We start from the raw sequence: 15,815 nt of genomic DNA on the forward strand, positions 1-15,815 counted from the left end.
TCCGCATCAGGATCGGGGATCGAAGGCGTCGCGCAACGCTTCGCCAATGAACACCAATAACGAAAGAATCAGCGCCAGGGTGAAAAACGCCGTCAGCCCCAGCCATGGCGCTTGCAGGTTCTGTTTGCCCTGAGCGATCAGCTCACCCAGGGAGGCGCTGCCGGCGGGCATGCCGAACCCGAGAAAGTCCAGCGCGGTAAGGGTGGAAATGGCCCCGGTGAGAATGAACGGCAGGTAGCTCAATGTCGCGTTCATGGCGTTGGGCAGGATATGTCGCACGATCACCTTGCGATCGCTCAGCCCCAGCGCCCGGGCGGCCTTGACGTATTCAAGGTTGCGTCCGCGCAGGAACTCGGCGCGCACCACGTCCACCAGGGCCAGCCAGGAAAACAGCGCCATGATCCCCAGCAACCACCAGAAATTCGGTTCGACGAAGCCCGACAGGATGATCAGCAGGTACAGCACCGGCAGCCCGGACCAGACCTCCAGTAGCCGTTGACCGATGAGGTCGACCCAGCCGCCGTAATAGCCTTGCAGGGCGCCGGCAGCGATGCCGATCAGCGCGCTGACGAAGGTCAGCATCAAGGCGAACAGAATCGACACTCGCGCGCCGAAAATCACCCGCGCCATCACGTCCCGCGCCTGATCGTCGGTGCCCAGCCAGTTCACGCTGGAGGGCGGGCTCGGGGACGGTTTGTTCAGGTCATAGTTCGGCGTGTCGTCACTGAACGCAATGGGCGGGAACAGCAGCCAGCCACCGTCCTTCTTGATCAGGTTCTGCACGTAGTCGCTGCGGTAGTCGGCCTGGAACGGCAGTTGCCCGCCGAATGCCTGTTCGGTGTAGCGCTTGAGGGCAGGGAAATACAACGAGCCCTGGTAGCTGACGATCAGTGGCTTGTCGTTGGCGATCAGTTCGCCGCCCAGGGTCAGCATGAACAGACCGACAAACAGCCACAGCGACCACCAGCCACGGCGGTTTTTCTTGAAGCGTTCGAAGCGGCGACGGCCCAACGGCGAAAGCTTGAACATCAGGCGTTCCTCGCGGCGAAGTCGATACGCGGGTCGACCAGGGTGTAGCACAGGTCACCCACCAGTTTTATCAGCAGGCCGAACAAGGTGAAGATGAACAGCGAACCAAACACCACCGGATAGTCCCGCGAAACCGCCGCTTCGTAACTCATGCGGCCCAGGCCGTCGAGGGAGAAAATCACCTCGATCAACAGCGAACCGGCAAAAAACACGCTGATAAATGCCTGGGGAATCCCCGACACCACCAGCAGCATCGCATTGCGGAACACGTGGCCGTACAGCACGCGGCGTTCGCTCAAGCCCTTGGCACGGGCGGTGACCACGTACTGGCGGGTGATTTCATTGAGGAACGAGTTCTTGGTCAGGATCGTCAGGGTCGCGAACCCGCCGATTACCAGCGCCGTCACCGGCAGCACGAGGTGCCAGAAGTAGTCGACGACCTTGCCCAGGGTCGACAGTGACTCGAAGTTGTCCGAGACCAGCCCGCGCACCGGGAACCAGTTCAGCGACGTACCCCCGGCGAACACCACGATCAGGAACATCGCGAACAGGAACGCCGGCATCGCATAGCCGATGATGATCGCGGTGCTGCTCCAGATATCGAAATGGCTGCCGTGGTGCACGGCCTTGCGGATCCCCAGCGGGATCGACACCAGATAAGTTATCAGCGTCGCCCAGAGCCCGAGGGAAATGGTCACCGGCATTTTTTCCAGGATCAGGTCGGTGACGGTGGCGCCACGGAAGAAGCTCTTGCCGAAATCCAGGCGTGCGTAGCTGGTGAGCATCAGCCACAGGCGTTCGTGGGCCGGTTTGTCGAAGCCGTATTGCTTTTCGATGTCCTTGATCAGTTGTGGGTCGAGCCCGCGACTGGCCCGGGAACTGCCGCTCATGGCTTCGCTGGAGCCGCCGCCGACACTGACGCCGCCGATGCCTTGCAAATGGGCGATGGCCTGTTCCACCGGGCCACCGGGTGCGGCCTGGACGATCACGAAGTTGACCAGCAGGATGATCACCAGCGTCGGAATGATCAGCAGCAGGCGCCGCAGAATGTAAGTCCACATCAGTGTGGCCCTCCGGGTTTGCCACGGCGGATGCGCTCGGCGGTCATTTGCTGGTTGGTCAAGGGCGTGGTGCTCACTTCCCACCAGCTTTCGATGGCTTCGTCATTGCTCGCTTGCACGTCGGGCATGCCGAAGCGATTCCACCACACGGTGGAGGTGCCCGGCGGGTAGTAGTTGGGAATCCAGTAGTAGTTCCACTGCAACACCCGGTCCAGGGCATGGGCGTAGCGCAACATGTCGGCCTGGGTGTTGGCGCGCACCAGGCCGTTGATCAGGGTATCGATGGCCGGATTCTTCAGGACCATGTAATTGTTGGAGCCCGGGTCAGTGGCTGCCGCCGAACCGAAATAGTTGAGCAGTTCGCCTCCCGGAGACGTGGTGACCGGGTAGCCGGTGACGATCATGTCGTAGTCGCGGCTCATCAGACGATTGACGTACTGCGAGGAATCGATGCGGCGGATATTCATGTCGATGCCGATCTGTTTCAGGGTGCGCTTGTAGGGCAGCAGCAATCGGTCCATGCCGTTCTGGCTGACCAGGAAAGTGAAGCTCAGCGGATCTCCGTCGGCGTTGACCAATTGATCGCCATCCGGTTTCCAGCCGGCCTGTTCCAACAGGTCCAGGGCCTGCAACTGCTTGTCGCGGATCACGCCACTGCCGTCGGTTTTGGGGGCTTCGAACACAGTGGTGAATACTTCGTCGGGAATCTGCCCGCGAAGCGGTTCAAGAATCGCTCGCTCGCCGGCATCCGGCAGTTGCCGGGCCGCGAGGTCGGTGTTGGAAAAGAAACTTTGCTGGCGGATGTACATGTTGCGCATCATCTGCCGGTTGCTCCATTCGAAATCCCAGAGCATGGCCAGTGCCTGACGCACCCGGCGATCCTGAAACATGGGCTTTTGCAGGTTGAACACAAAACCCTGGCTCGGTTGCGGCGCATCGGTCGCCAGATGCGCTTTTTGCAGTCGACCGTCGCTCAGGGCCGGGCTCTCATAACCGATGGAGTAACCGGTGGCGGAAAACTCGCGATTGTAATCATAGGCTCCCCCGCGCAGCACCTGGCGTGCCACGTCGGTATCGCCGAAGTACTCGATGCTGAAATGATCGAAGTTGTAGAGGCCGCGGCTGACCGGCAGGTCCTTGCCCCACCAGTCGGGATTGCGCTCGAAGGTGATGCTGCGCCCGGAGTCGACCTTGCTGACCTTGTAGGGCCCGCTGCCCAGTGGGGGTTCGTAACCGCCGCCACCGGCGAAGTCGCGGGTCTTCCACCAGTGCTCGGGAAACACCGGCAGAGTCGCGATGTCCAGCGGCAGGGTACGGTTTTCGTTGGTCTTGAAGTCGAAGCGAATGGTCAATGGCGCCTCGACTTCGACGCCTTTGACGTCAGCGAATTGAGTGCGATAGCGCAGACTGCCCTGGGTCATCAACAGATCGAAGGTGTAGCGCACGTCTTCGGCAGTGATCGGCTTGCCATCGGCGAAACGCGCCTTGGGGTTCAGGTAGAAGCGCAGTGACAAGCCGTCATCGGAGCGTTCCATCTGCCGCGCCACCAGGCCGTATACGGTATAGGGCTCATCCAGCGAGCGCTGGGCCAGCGGCGAGTAGATCAGGCCGTCAATCTGCGTGACGCCAATGCCTTTGTCGATATATGGCAATACGTGATCGAAGTGCCCGATTTCGATCGCCGAGCGACGCATCGTGCCGCCCTTGGGGGCTTGTGCATTGGTGTAGGCAAAGTGGCTGAAACCGGCAGGGTATTTGGCCGGTTCGCCATAGACGGTCAACGCATGTTGCGGGGCGGCATTCACACCGGCGGCGCCTGAAATCAGGGCCACGGCAGTGAAGAATAAAGTCGGGAAAGCCAGTCGCATTGTCAGCCTTAGAGCCGGGTGGTCGTTAACGACAATTTGTACGCTAGCGGCGCGTCCCTCGCCAGCCTATTGCGTATCTGAAACACAACGGCCCACCAAAAGGCGGGCCGTTGTGCGCAAAACACAGGCGTCGATCAGTCCTGACGGCTGGTCACTTCCAGCAGGTGGTAACCGAACTGGGTCTTGACCGGACCTTGCACCACGTTGATCGGTGCGCTGAACACTACGGTGTCGAATTCCTTGACCATCTGGCCCGGACCGAACGAACCCAGGTCACCGCCCTGGCGGCTGGAAGGGCAGGTGGAGTTGGCTTTGGCGATTTCGGCGAAATCTGCGCCAGCCTCGATCTGGGCCTTGAGTTCGTTGCACTTGGCTTCGCTGGCAACAAGGATGTGGCGGGCAGTGGCTTTAGCCATGGGAAATACTCCTTTCAATATTCGGCAAAGTGCTGAGCCTACCGGATTCGGTGGGCTATTTCTCCTCAAAGTTCCGTTCCAAAGGGCCGGAACAGTGAGAGTCCTATCAAAGACCGGCTTTTTTCAGGCGTTCGGCATGCCGCACATACAGGTCGATCGGGTCGACCTTTTTGGCAAGTTGAACGGCCGGCGCCTGGAGTGTGCCGAGATGATCGAGTGCATAGTCGGACCGGATGACGGTGCCCAGATGGGAGCTGTATCGACCGACCATGCCATCGTTCTGCTGCGCTTCAGTGGTGAAATACTGGGAAAATGCACGCAAAAAGCCATGCAGCGGATCGAGTGCCTCCAACCCGTCGTCCAGAATGCTGGTCTGCAGGATACCGCTCCAGGAGTAATAGCGAACGCCGTTGACCAGTTCCCGCCCCTTGCCACCCCAGGTTTTCGGTAGGCCTTGAGGGTACTTTTCATTGAAGTGGCTCACGCCCTCGGTGCTCAGGGCGTTCAGCGCGGCGATGGCATTTTGGGGCAGATGACGATGACCGCTGAGTAACGAGAGGAAGTCTGCGAACAGGGTCGCGACCGTTTCCGCCACGTGTTCCGGCAGACCTCCGGGTGTCAGCGCCTTGCGCAGGAAGTCAGCCAGTTCCGAGCCATGGTTCGGCCCGCTGACAGACGTCACCGAGGCCACGCACTGTGGAGCAACCGCTCCCGCATACCGGGCGGCGAGTGCCCCCTGGCTATGACCGATCAGGTTGACTTTATTCGCGCCGGTCCCTTCCAGAACCCGTTCGATCTGCGCCAGTAGCTGCTCGCCCCGCGTTTCGTTGCTGTGGGTCGCCGACAGGTGTGGCACGAACACCTTGGCACCCGCACTGCGCAAGGCCTGTTTGATGTCGTGGAAGAGCTCGAAGGTGCCGATTCGGTCAAAACCGAAAAGCCCGTGGACCAGCAGGATTGGATATTGAGTGTTTGCATTCCTTTGCATGTTCATTCCTTTCAGCCGTTCAGGGAGGTGTGTCGTGCCTCACTCTAAAGCACTCCGACGGCCGCGCGATGTATGAAAAAGCCGCTGTATCCCGATGAAAACGGGCTAGAAACAGTGAGAGAACTCGGATGTGAATGAAGTCTTGATCGGAATGTCCGGAGAGCATTTCAGTGTCTGCTGAGTGTAAATCAACAAATGGCCTACTTTATGTAGGCCATTTTTCCGCTAAATCTGAAAGGTTCCAACCGCCGACCAGTCCCCGGGTGAAGACGGTCGGTGAGTCGGGGTCATACCGGTTGTGGAATGCTGCGTTGTACGCGCAGGCGCTCTGCGGCCTGACGCAGCAACGCTTGCGTGCCGGCCCAGCCCAGGCAGCCGTCGGTGATCGACATGCCGTATTTCAGCGTCGGGCTCAGCGGCTGGCAGCCTTCGAACAAGTGACTTTCGATCATCATGCCGATCAGCGAGCGATCGCCTTGCAGGCGCTGTTCGAGCACATCGTTGAACACCGCCGGTTGGCGCAGCGGATCTTTGCCGCTGTTGGCGTGGCTGCAGTCGACCATGATCCGTGCCGGGATCTTCAGCCGGGTCAAATCGCCGTGCACTTTGGCGACGCTGGCCCGGTCGTAGTTCGGCCCGCCATGACCGCCGCGCAACACCAGGTGAGTGTCCGCATTGCCCGGGGTCTGGATGATCGCCGGATGCCCTTGGCTATCGACGCCGAAATGGCGGTGCGGATGTGCGGCCGAGCGCATGGCGTCACTGGCGACCCCGACCCCGCCGTCGGTGCCGTTCTTGAAACCGACCGGCATGCCCAGGCCGCTGGCCATTTCGCGATGGATCTGTGACTCGGTGGTTCGGGCGCCGATGGCCACCCAGCTCAGCAGGTCGTCGAAGTAACCGGCAGCCATGGGTTGCAGCAACTCGGTGGCAACCGGCAAACCCATGAGGAGCATTTCGCGCATCAGTTCGCGGGACAGGGTCAGGCCGCCTGCCATGTCGTCGCTGCCATCCAGGTGCGGATCATAAGCCAGGCCTTTCCAGCCGACGGTGGTGCGAGGTTTTTCGACGTAGGCACGCATCACCAAGAGCATGTCGTCGCTGACTTCGGCGGCGAGTTGAGCCAGGTTGCCGGCGTATTCGAGCGCGGACTTAGGATCGTGGATCGAGCAGGGGCCGACGATGACCAGCAGACGGGAGTCTTCACCGTTGAGGATCGCCCGAACAGCCTGGCGATGAGCAGCGACTTGCTGGGTCAGGGCGTTGGTCAGTGGCAATTGCTGTTTGAGTTGCAACGAGCTTGGCAGGCGCAGGGTCAGCGCTTCGTTGGCAGGACTCAGGGTGGACAGTGGCAGAGCAGAGACGGACGAGTTCATGTTCAGGCTTCCTGGGCAGGCGGCGGGTTCGTTCCCGCGCACTCGGCCCTACTGGGGTGTTCGACAATTGGCCGGATTGGCTACGTGTGTGTGCTTGCCACCTGTGGGTGACCGATCGGAGGCGGCAGGCTGTCCCGAGCGGAGGGTGGTAAATCGCCAGGCGGTAAAACTGTCGTAACGGTAATAAGTGGCGTAGTTCATTGCGTTGATCCTCAAGATGTCTGGTGTGTCGCAGAAAATGTCAGGTGCTGAAAAAACAAAACCCCCGGTCGGGAGGCCGACCGGGGGTTGAGAATTCTCTGGTGGCGACCCGTTTAAAGTGGGCGCCGGGTGGGTATCAGGCGCGCCAGTGGCTAAACCAATACCCAAAATAAAAGCTGACCGGAGCACAAATGTCGCTCACCCGGGCAGCCGCAACCGAGCGCGGGGCGCTGGCGGTAGGAAGCGGTGAGAGGGTGTTGATCATGGTGTATCTCCGATGGATGGTCCGAGCTTACTCGAGCCAGGTACAAGGATTCAATCAGAAATTGCTATCGATGATTCAGGGCATTCTCAATCAGTTGAGCACCTTGGAGGTTGTGACACACTCTGCGTTTCCGAATACATCACGTCACAAGGACGGAACATGCCGCCTCTGATCATCGCCGCCGCCCAATCGTCTTCCATTGCCGGCGACCTTGCCGGCAATATCGCCCGGCATCAACGCTTCATGCAGGTGGCAGCCGAGCATGGCGTGCAATTGCTGGTGTTCCCTGAGTTGTCGTTGACCGGTTACGAGCGCGGACTCGCAGCACAGTTGGCGCTCGCGCCGGAGGCTGCCGTGCTGCAACCGCTGCGTGATTTTGCGCAGGAAGTCGGGGTGACGACGGTGGTCGGGATGCCGATACGTCTGTCTGACGCTGCTCCCGTATTGATCGGAGCGCTTGTACTGGGCGCCGACGGTTCACTCGGGGTCTATAGCAAGCAGCATTTGCACCCGGGAGAAGAGGTCGCATTCGCACCCGGATATGGCGGCAAGACGCTGCTTGTCGGTGCCGATACGGTCGCCCTGGCGGTGTGTGCAGACTTTACCCATGCCTCCCATGCCGCTGCGGCAGCACAGCAAGGGGCTGACGTGTACGCGGCCGGAGTGTTGATCACCGAAAAGGGTTATGGCCCGGATACGGCGTTGTTGAAAGGTTATGCGCAAACCCATTCGATGGTCGTGCTGATGGCGAACCACGGAGGCGCCACGGGAGGTTGGGAGTCGGCGGGGCGCAGCGCAATCTGGTCGGCGGGCGGCTCCTTGATTGCAGTTCCACCGGGTGCCGGTGACTTGATGGTCGTTGCTCGACGCGATACTGACGGATGGAACGGACAAATCGTGCCGGTCAGGGAGGTTTGATGGGCTTCGAATGGTGCGCGGCGACGGAGGGTGATCTCGATTTCGCGCGCGAACTGACCTGCAGGAACATGCTGCGCTATTACATTCGATACGACCTGTTATGGCAGGACGAGGCGTTCGACGTCGCCTGGGTGGGGCGTGAAAACCGGATCATCATGCGTGATGACAGTCGAGTGGGGTATGTCAGTCTGAGTCGGGATCCCCGGGCCCTGTACATCCGCGAACTGCACATCGTCGAAGCATGCCGAGGGCAGGGGGCCGGTTCCTGGGTGATCGATCAGGTATTGGCCATGGTTCGCCAGGAACGACGCCCGGCATTGCGTTTGACAGTGTTTGAAAATAATCCGGCGCGAGCCTTGTATGAAAGAAAGGGCCTACAGGTGGTGGGCGCGGACGAGTGTTTCCTGAGAATGCAGCGCGATGTTGAGGGTTCGCATCGCTGAAACACGCTTGCCACAAGCCTTTCAAGATGTATTGAAACTTTTTATATGGCGCTTGCCGCTAGGTCTGCCAGTTGCTTTTTGCTAAGGTGTCGGCAACCCAATAAGACCATATCGCGAGGTGTCTGCTTGATTAGGGTTCTAGTAGTCGATGACCATGATCTCGTTCGTACAGGCATTACACGAATGCTGGCTGACATCGATGGCCTGCAAGTGGTTGGCCAGGCTGAATCGGGTGAGGAATCCCTGCTCAAGGCGCGTGAGCTGAAACCTGATGTGGTATTGATGGATGTCAAAATGCCCGGTATCGGTGGCCTTGAAGCCACGCGCAAATTATTGCGCAGTCATCCGGACATCAAAGTCGTAGCCGTGACCGTGTGCGAGGAAGATCCGTTCCCTACACGCCTGTTGCAGGCCGGTGCTGCCGGGTACCTGACCAAGGGCGCCGGGTTGCCGGAAATGGTCCAGGCCATCCGCCTGGTGTTCGCCGGGCAGCGCTATATCAGTCCTCAGATTGCCCAGCAATTGGCGATCAAATCCTTCCAGCCGACCAACGATTCTCCCTTCGATGCCTTGTCGGAGCGGGAAATACAAATCGCGCTGATGATTGTCGGCTGCCAGAAAGTCCAGATCATCTCCGACAAGTTGTGCCTGTCGCCGAAGACCGTGAACACGTACCGTTACCGCATTTTCGAAAAGCTTTCGATCAGCAGTGATGTCGAGTTGACGCTATTGGCGGTTCGTCACGGCATGGTCGATGCCAGCCTCTGAAATGACTGATAATTTTGATCCAGGCGCCTTTCTGTCGACCGTCAGCGGGCGTCCCGGTGTGTATCGCATGTTCGACAGCGATGCGCGCCTGCTCTACGTCGGCAAGGCCAAGAACCTCAAGAATCGCCTGTCGAGCTACTTCAGGAAAACCGGCCTGGCGCCCAAGACCGCTGCGTTGGTGGCGCGAATCGCTCAAGTCGAAACGACCATTACGGCCAACGAAACCGAAGCCCTGTTGCTTGAGCAGACGCTGATCAAGGAATGGCGCCCGCCCTACAACATCCTGCTGCGTGACGACAAATCCTACCCTTATGTTTTCCTCTCGGATGGCCAGTTCCCGCGCTTGAGCATTCATCGCGGCGCGAAAAAGGCCAAGGGCAAATATTTTGGTCCGTACCCCAGTGCCGGCGCGATTCGCGAAAGCCTGAGCCTGTTGCAAAAGACCTTTTTCGTCCGGCAGTGTGAAGACAGTTACTACAAGAACCGTACGCGCCCTTGCCTGCAATACCAGATCAAGCGCTGCAAGGCGCCTTGTGTCGGTCTGGTGGAGCCTGAGGTGTACGCCGAAGACGTGCGACACTCGGTGATGTTCCTCGAAGGTCGCAGCAATGCACTGAGCGACGAGTTGTCCGCTGCAATGGAAGAAGCGGCGATCAATCTCGAGTTCGAGCGCGCTGCGGAGTTGCGCGACCAGATCTCGTTGCTGCGTCGGGTTCAGGATCAGCAAAGCATGGAAGGCGGGACGGGCGATGTCGATGTCATCGCGGCGTTCGTCAATCCGGGCGGTGCCTGTGTTCACTTGATCAGCGTGCGTGGTGGGCGAGTACTGGGAAGCAAGAACTTCTTTCCGCAGGTCGGTATCGAAGAGGATGTTTCCGAAGTCATGGCGGCGTTTCTCGGCCAGTATTTCATCAGCAGCCCGGAACGCGACTTGCCGAGCGAGCTGATCGTCAACGTGGTTCACGAAGACTTCCCGACGCTTATTGCGGCCATTGACGAGCTGCGCGGTCGCGAACTGACCATCAGCCATCGGGTGCGTGGCACACGAGCGCGCTGGCAGCAATTGGCTGTGACCAATGCCGAACAGGCACTGGGCGCGCGCCTGGCCAACCGCCAACACGTTGCCGAGCGCTTTGAAGCCCTGGCGCAGGTGCTGAAACTGGACGAGCCGCCTCAGCGCCTTGAATGCTACGACATCAGTCACTCAAGCGGTGAGGCCACCGTCGCCTCTTGCGTGGTATTCGGCCCTGAAGGCCCGATCAAGTCCGACTACCGCCGCTACAACATCGAAGGCGTTACCGCAGGTGATGACTACGCGGCGATGCACCAGGCGCTGACCCGGCGCTTCAGCAAGCTGAAGGACGGGGAGGGCAAACTGCCGGACATTCTGCTGGTGGATGGCGGCAAGGGGCAGTTGTCCATGGCGCGAGATGTGCTCAATGAGCTGGCGGTACCGGATCTGATCCTGCTCGGTGTGGCCAAGGGGGCAACGCGTAAGGCCGGTTTCGAAACCCTGTACCTCAATGACGCCGCTCACGAGTTCACGTTGCGCGGCGATTCCCCCGCACTGCATTTGATCCAGCAGATTCGCGACGAAGCTCACCGCTTTGCTATTACCGGGCATCGCGCCCGTCGTGGCAAAACCCGACGTACGTCTACACTGGAGGGCGTTGCCGGCGTTGGACCGACACGTCGCCGCGATTTGTTGAAACATTTTGGTGGATTGCAGGAGCTGTCTCGTGCCAGCATCGACGAGATCGCCAAAGCCCCCGGGATCAGTAAAAAGCTCGCAGAGTTGATTTATGCAAATCTGCACAGCGAGTAGAATGCCACCTCACCTCGTAGCCAGTTGTGCCGATGAATATCCCTAATCTGATTACCGTTCTACGCGTCCTGCTCATCCCGATCTTTATTTTACTGTTCTACCTGCCTTACCAATGGAGCTACGTGGCGTCAGCCTCTGTCTTCGCATTTGCCGCTGCCACGGACTGGCTGGACGGGTATCTGGCCCGCCGTCTTGAGCAAAGTACCCCGTTCGGGGCTTTTCTCGATCCCGTTGCCGACAAGTTGATGGTTGCCGTTGCCCTGGTGCTGTTGGTACAGGAACACGGCAACCTCTGGCTCACGCTGCCGGCTGCCGTCATCATCGGTCGAGAAATCGTTGTATCTGCCCTGCGGGAGTGGATGGCCGAACTCGGTGCCCGCGCGCACGTCGCGGTGTCCAACCTGGGCAAATGGAAAACCGCCGCGCAAATGCTGGCGCTGGTGATCCTGCTGGCCAATCCGTCGGATTTCAGCTTCTGGGTCCTGATGGGGTATGCCTTGCTGATGGTGTCTGCCGGTCTGACATTGTGGTCCATGGTCCAGTACTTGCGGGCTGCCTGGCCGCATCTGAAGACCGACGTAGAAAAAAAATAAAACTTTTTTGAATCAAGGGGTTGACGGGGCTTCTGAATTCTATAGAATGCGCCACACCAAGACGCGGGAATAGCTCAGTTGGTAGAGCACGACCTTGCCAAGGTCGGGGTCGCGAGTTCGAGTCTCGTTTCCCGCTCCAAACATAGCGCTGCATATTTCAACTGAAGTGTGCGGCGATCGAAAAAAGGACCTTCGGGTCCTTTTTTCGTTTCTGCAGGAATCACTCAAGTCCAGCACCACCCAGTGTGTTAAGTCCCGACTTGAATTCGGACGCGCACTGAATCGGTTTGTTGCTGGAGCAGCTTGGATAACGAGATGAGCATCTGGCGCTGAAACCCTGCAGACTGGGCCTGAGGGCAGGGCGCCATGGCGCGCACTCGAGATCTTGGCCTTAGAGCGTTGTCGCAAGGCAAGCCCGAGGCCGCCCGGTCCACTAATCCGGGCGGTCCTGGGTTTTTTCGCACGATCAGTGGCGAATCATCACCGGCTTCAGCTCGGTGCAATCCTCAATAAAGGCGCGACCAAGCGCTCGGCCACCATGCTGATCAAGCTGATCAAGCTGATCATCGAGCAGGTGCAGTGCTGGTGTCCGAGGGGTTCTGTTACGCCTGTTCTAGGCTTCGGTGTGTCGGGCAGTGCCAAGCTCGGGCGGGCTCAGCGGCGCCGTCCGAATCATGACGCTGATGATGGTCAGCGCGGCGATCACCACCCCGGGGGAAGTCGCCAGCAGTACCCCGGTGGTGCCCGCACCTGCCGCGAGAAGTTGCCCGGCCGCGAGCGGTCCGGCCACCGAGCCCAGGCGGCCGATGGCCACGGCCGCACCGACACCGGTGGCGCGTACAGCGGTTGGATAGGAGGGCGGTGCCGAAGCATAGAGCACCAGTTGTGCGGCCATGACGAACAAACCGGCGGCGAAACCCGCGATGGCCATGGGTACGATGCCCGCCGACAACCCGACCCCAGCCAGCGCCGCTAACAATCCCGCGTACACGAACAACACCACTTTGAGGGCATTGCAACGGTCCAGCAGCACGCCGCCGAGCAGCGACCCAAGTGCACCGCCGATGTTGAATAGCATCTGCACGATGCCCGCCTGGGGTTTGCTGAAACCTTGTTCCAGCAACAGCGAAGGCAGCCAATTAAGCAGCATGTACATCACGGTCAGGGTGAAGAAGTAGCTGAGCCACAACGCCAGCGTAGTGCGCGCACGCCCTTCACCGAACAGCGCCTGGCCGGTGGAGGAGCGCGCGCTGAGGGGGCTTCCTCGCTGCTGGCGAAAGGCATTGGATTCAGGCAGCAGCAGGATCATCAACGGCACAGCCAGCAAGGGCGCCAGGCCGCCGATGACAAACGTTGTCTGCCAGTGTTCACTGGAAAACATCGCCACCACCGCCGCCAATGCGCCACCCAGTGGCACGCCACAGTACATGACGCTGATGGCGGTGCCTCGGTTGCGTTCGCTTGCCGCTTCGGCGCACAGGGCGATCAGGTTGGGCAGCGCGGCGCCCAGTCCCAGGCCGGTCAGAAAACGCACCAACAGCAGGCTTGAGTAGGTTTCGACAAACGCGGTGCTCAGGGAAAACAGCCCGAACAACAGCACGGCGAGCACCAGGATTTTCTTGCGTCCGATTCGGTCGGCGACCCAGCCGCCGAAGAACGCCCCTGGCAGCAGGCCAATGATGCCGATGCTGAATACCCAGCCGAGCATCTTCGGGTCCAGCGCAAAACTCTGGCGCAACCCTGCGGCGGCGGTTCCGGCGGCTTGCAGATCGAACCCCTCGATCAGCGCAACGATAAAGCACAACGCAATAGTCAGCGTCGAACGACGCGATGGACTGTCCATGGGCAAACCTCATTGTTGTTTTTGTTGTGGTGGCGAGCGCGATTGGCTGCTGGCAATTAAGATAACAAATATAACTAAAAAATGAATGTCGTATAAAAAAATAAAAAAACATCAAATAAACACAGTAAATTCATATGCTTATCGTCAGTTTCAATATTGGACAGAAAAATAGATATGAATATTAATGTTCGATTATCGGCTATTAGCTGTTGACGAGAACCGTCGGCTGTTTCCATTCTTTGTCCGCGAAGCCGAGAGAGCCGAGCGTGTGTCACCCCAAAAACAACAACAAAAAATGGACATCGAATATGCCAGAACTCCCTTTGAAGGGCGCCGTTGCAGTGGCGTCCACCTCCAGTGTGTCGAACCGTACTCCACACCTGATCAGCGCGTTGCTGATGTTGAGTGTCCTGCCCACCCCGTTGTGGGCGGCGGGATTTATCGATGACAGCCACGGTACCTTGACCTTGCGCAATTACTACTTGGACCGTGACTACAAGGACGACGGTGCGAAGACCGCCGCGCGGGAATGGGCCCAGGGATTCATCCTCAACCTGGAATCGGGCTATACCCCAGGCCCAGTGGGTTTTGGCCTGGATGTACGAGGGCTGATGGGGGTCAAGCTCGACTCTTCACCGGACCGCAGCGGTACCGAGTTATTGCCGGTTTCGGCCAGCGACAAGCGTGCCGCCGATGAATATTCGCGCCTGGCGCCAACCGCCAAGCTGCGGTTTGCACAAACCACTGTGAAGACCGGTGACGTGTCGATCTTCCTGCCGTTCGCCTTCGCCAGCCCGTCGCGTCTGTTGCCGCAAACCTTTCGCGGCACCACCTTGAGCTCCAGGGACATCGACGGCCTGACCCTCAATACCGGCTACATCGACCGCATAAACAAACGTGACTCCACCAACTACCAGGCCATGACCATCGCCGCGCCCAACCGGCGCTTCAACGCGACCGCAACGACCTCGCACCTGGCTTACGTCGGCGGTGATTACCAGGTCAATAAAGACCTCAGTCTGCGCGCCTATCACTCGGAGGTGGCGGACCTCTACCAGCAGGACACCCTGGCGTTGCTGCACAATTTGCCCTTGGGCGATGGCGTGCTCACCAGTGACCTGCGCAGTTTCTTCAGTCGAGAGGACGGCAGTGCCAAAGCGGGGAGCGTGGATAACCGCAATCTCTCGGCGCTGTTTGGCTACCGCCTGGGCGGTCACCGGTTCAGCCTTGGCTATATGCATTCCAGTGGGGAAACGGCCACGCCTTACATCTCCGGGACTGAGCTGATGGGCATGAGCGAACTGACCATGAGTTCGGACTTTCTCAACGCCAAGGAGCACACCTGGCAGGCGATCTACGACTATGACTTCGCGGCATCGGGTGTGCCGGGCCTGAGGAGCCGGCTGCGTTATGTACGCGGTGACAACATCGAGCTGGCGGCTTTCAATGCCGAGGATCGCAAGGAGCGCGAGTTCCAGATGGAGCTGGGCTACGTGATCCAGAGCGGCCCGTTGAAGGACGTCGGGCTGGTGGCGCGCAAGTCGATCTACCGCAACGACTTCCCGGGCGGCGCGGCTTTTCGCGATGAAAACCAGACCCGTTTCCTGGTGCTCTATACCCTGGCGCTCTGGTAAGCCTGTCAGTCCTGATACACCTTCTTCAGCAAGCGCAGCAGCTCTTCACGTTCCTGATCGTCCAGGGCTGCGGTGGCGTCAAGGTCACTCTGTGCGGCGATCTCTTTGAGCTCTTTGAGCAGGGTTTCGCCGGTCTTGCTGAGGAAGATTCCGTAGGAGCGCTTGTCCGGCTTGCAGCGCACGCGCACCGCAAGGGCGCGGCTTTCCAGCTTGTTTAGCAAGGGCACCACCTGGGGCGGCTCGATCGCCAGGGCCCGAGCCAGGTCCGCCTGCATCAGGCCGGGGTTCTGCTCGATGATCGCCAGGGCCGAGAACTGAGCGGGGCGCAGGTCGTGATCGGACAGTCGAGCGATCAGGTTCTGGAACAGCTTGAGCTGGGCGCGACGCATGGCGTAACCGATCAGGTCGTCCAGAGCCGAATCCAGCGGCACACGCTCCTCGGTGATGTCCGGCGGGGCCTGGTTGGCGTCGGCGATGTGGGAAGGCTTGGCCATTAACAGTGCAATCCTCAAAGATGGAAATTAAGAAGGCTATCTAGTTTGACGAGATTGGCGAGCGCTGGCTATGCCGTCTTTTCAAAGCGCCTG

At 59.5% G+C, this 15,815-nt stretch carries 14 protein-coding genes and 1 tRNA gene; 7 read left to right on the forward strand and 8 right to left on the reverse strand.

The window, feature by feature from the left end:
* Window positions 1-6 precede the first annotated feature (6 nt).
* From ACX3YF_RS22510 to ACX3YF_RS22535, 6 genes are all read right to left on the reverse strand, one after another.
* On the reverse strand, window positions 7-1,029 hold the full coding sequence (locus ACX3YF_RS22510; RefSeq protein ID WP_130204043.1) for an ABC transporter permease: 1,023 nt from the start codon (window positions 1,027-1,029) through the stop codon (window positions 7-9).
* Complete coding sequence (locus tag ACX3YF_RS22515) at window positions 1,029-2,090, reverse strand: microcin C ABC transporter permease YejB (RefSeq protein ID WP_288097689.1); 1,062 nt, start codon at window positions 2,088-2,090, stop codon at window positions 1,029-1,031. The genes ACX3YF_RS22510 and ACX3YF_RS22515 overlap by 1 nt, the downstream gene beginning before the upstream one ends.
* Window positions 2,090-3,958 carry an extracellular solute-binding protein gene (locus tag ACX3YF_RS22520; RefSeq protein WP_448646693.1) on the reverse strand — a complete coding sequence of 623 codons (1,869 nt, stop codon included), beginning with the start codon at window positions 3,956-3,958 and terminating at the stop codon, window positions 2,090-2,092. Before ACX3YF_RS22520 ends, ACX3YF_RS22515 begins: the two co-directional genes overlap by 1 nt.
* A 134-nt stretch (window positions 3,959-4,092) precedes the next feature.
* A complete protein-coding gene (locus ACX3YF_RS22525) occupies window positions 4,093-4,374 on the reverse strand; it encodes a peptidylprolyl isomerase (protein WP_047529711.1) in 282 nt (93 codons plus the stop codon).
* A gap of 106 nt (window positions 4,375-4,480) precedes the next feature.
* The gene (locus ACX3YF_RS22530; RefSeq protein WP_458974285.1) at window positions 4,481-5,362 is read right to left on the reverse strand and encodes an esterase/lipase family protein; all 882 of its coding nucleotides are present in this window, start codon (window positions 5,360-5,362) and stop codon (window positions 4,481-4,483) included.
* Between the two features lie 287 nt (window positions 5,363-5,649).
* The gene (locus ACX3YF_RS22535) at window positions 5,650-6,738 is read right to left on the reverse strand and encodes a 3-deoxy-7-phosphoheptulonate synthase (protein ID WP_288097680.1); all 1,089 of its coding nucleotides are present in this window, start codon (window positions 6,736-6,738) and stop codon (window positions 5,650-5,652) included.
* A gap of 625 nt (window positions 6,739-7,363) precedes the next feature.
* Between ACX3YF_RS22535 and ACX3YF_RS22540 the strand changes: the two genes are divergently transcribed.
* The 6 genes from ACX3YF_RS22540 (at window position 7,364) to ACX3YF_RS22565 (ending at window position 11,890) form a co-directional block, all read left to right on the forward strand.
* Window positions 7,364-8,122 carry a carbon-nitrogen hydrolase family protein gene (locus tag ACX3YF_RS22540; RefSeq protein ID WP_458974286.1) on the forward strand — a complete coding sequence of 253 codons (759 nt, stop codon included), beginning with the start codon at window positions 7,364-7,366 and terminating at the stop codon, window positions 8,120-8,122.
* A complete protein-coding gene (locus ACX3YF_RS22545) occupies window positions 8,122-8,565 on the forward strand; it encodes a GNAT family N-acetyltransferase (protein WP_458974287.1) in 444 nt (147 codons plus the stop codon). Before ACX3YF_RS22540 ends, ACX3YF_RS22545 begins: the two co-directional genes overlap by 1 nt.
* A gap of 126 nt (window positions 8,566-8,691) precedes the next feature.
* Complete coding sequence (gene gacA / locus ACX3YF_RS22550; protein WP_008015884.1) at window positions 8,692-9,333, forward strand: response regulator transcription factor GacA; 642 nt, start codon at window positions 8,692-8,694, stop codon at window positions 9,331-9,333.
* A gap of 1 nt (window position 9,334) precedes the next feature.
* Window positions 9,335-11,158: an excinuclease ABC subunit UvrC gene (gene uvrC, locus ACX3YF_RS22555; RefSeq protein ID WP_130211425.1), complete on the forward strand. Its 1,824-nt coding sequence runs from the start codon at window positions 9,335-9,337 to the stop codon at window positions 11,156-11,158.
* A 32-nt stretch (window positions 11,159-11,190) separates the two neighbouring features.
* The gene (gene pgsA, locus ACX3YF_RS22560) at window positions 11,191-11,751 is read left to right on the forward strand and encodes a CDP-diacylglycerol--glycerol-3-phosphate 3-phosphatidyltransferase (protein ID WP_047529703.1); all 561 of its coding nucleotides are present in this window, start codon (window positions 11,191-11,193) and stop codon (window positions 11,749-11,751) included.
* A gap of 63 nt (window positions 11,752-11,814) precedes the next feature.
* Window positions 11,815-11,890, forward strand: a tRNA-Gly gene (locus ACX3YF_RS22565).
* A 474-nt stretch (window positions 11,891-12,364) separates the two neighbouring features.
* On the opposite strand, the gene mhpT is transcribed toward ACX3YF_RS22565, so the two are convergent.
* On the reverse strand, window positions 12,365-13,594 hold the full coding sequence (mhpT, locus tag ACX3YF_RS22570) for a 3-(3-hydroxy-phenyl)propionate transporter MhpT (RefSeq protein ID WP_448646690.1): 1,230 nt from the start codon (window positions 13,592-13,594) through the stop codon (window positions 12,365-12,367).
* Between the two features lie 308 nt (window positions 13,595-13,902).
* Here mhpT and ACX3YF_RS22575 point away from each other — a divergent pair, with 308 nt between their 5' ends.
* Window positions 13,903-15,228 carry an OprD family porin gene (locus ACX3YF_RS22575; RefSeq protein ID WP_458974288.1) on the forward strand — a complete coding sequence of 442 codons (1,326 nt, stop codon included), beginning with the start codon at window positions 13,903-13,905 and terminating at the stop codon, window positions 15,226-15,228.
* Between the two features lie 5 nt (window positions 15,229-15,233).
* Here ACX3YF_RS22575 and ACX3YF_RS22580 read toward each other — a convergent pair whose 3' ends face one another.
* Window positions 15,234-15,722, reverse strand: a complete 489-nt coding sequence (locus tag ACX3YF_RS22580; RefSeq protein ID WP_458945046.1) for a MarR family winged helix-turn-helix transcriptional regulator — start codon at window positions 15,720-15,722, stop codon at window positions 15,234-15,236.
* Between the last annotated feature and the right edge of the window lie 93 nt (window positions 15,723-15,815).

The organism is Pseudomonas fluorescens group sp. PF-69 (assembly GCF_054481235.1).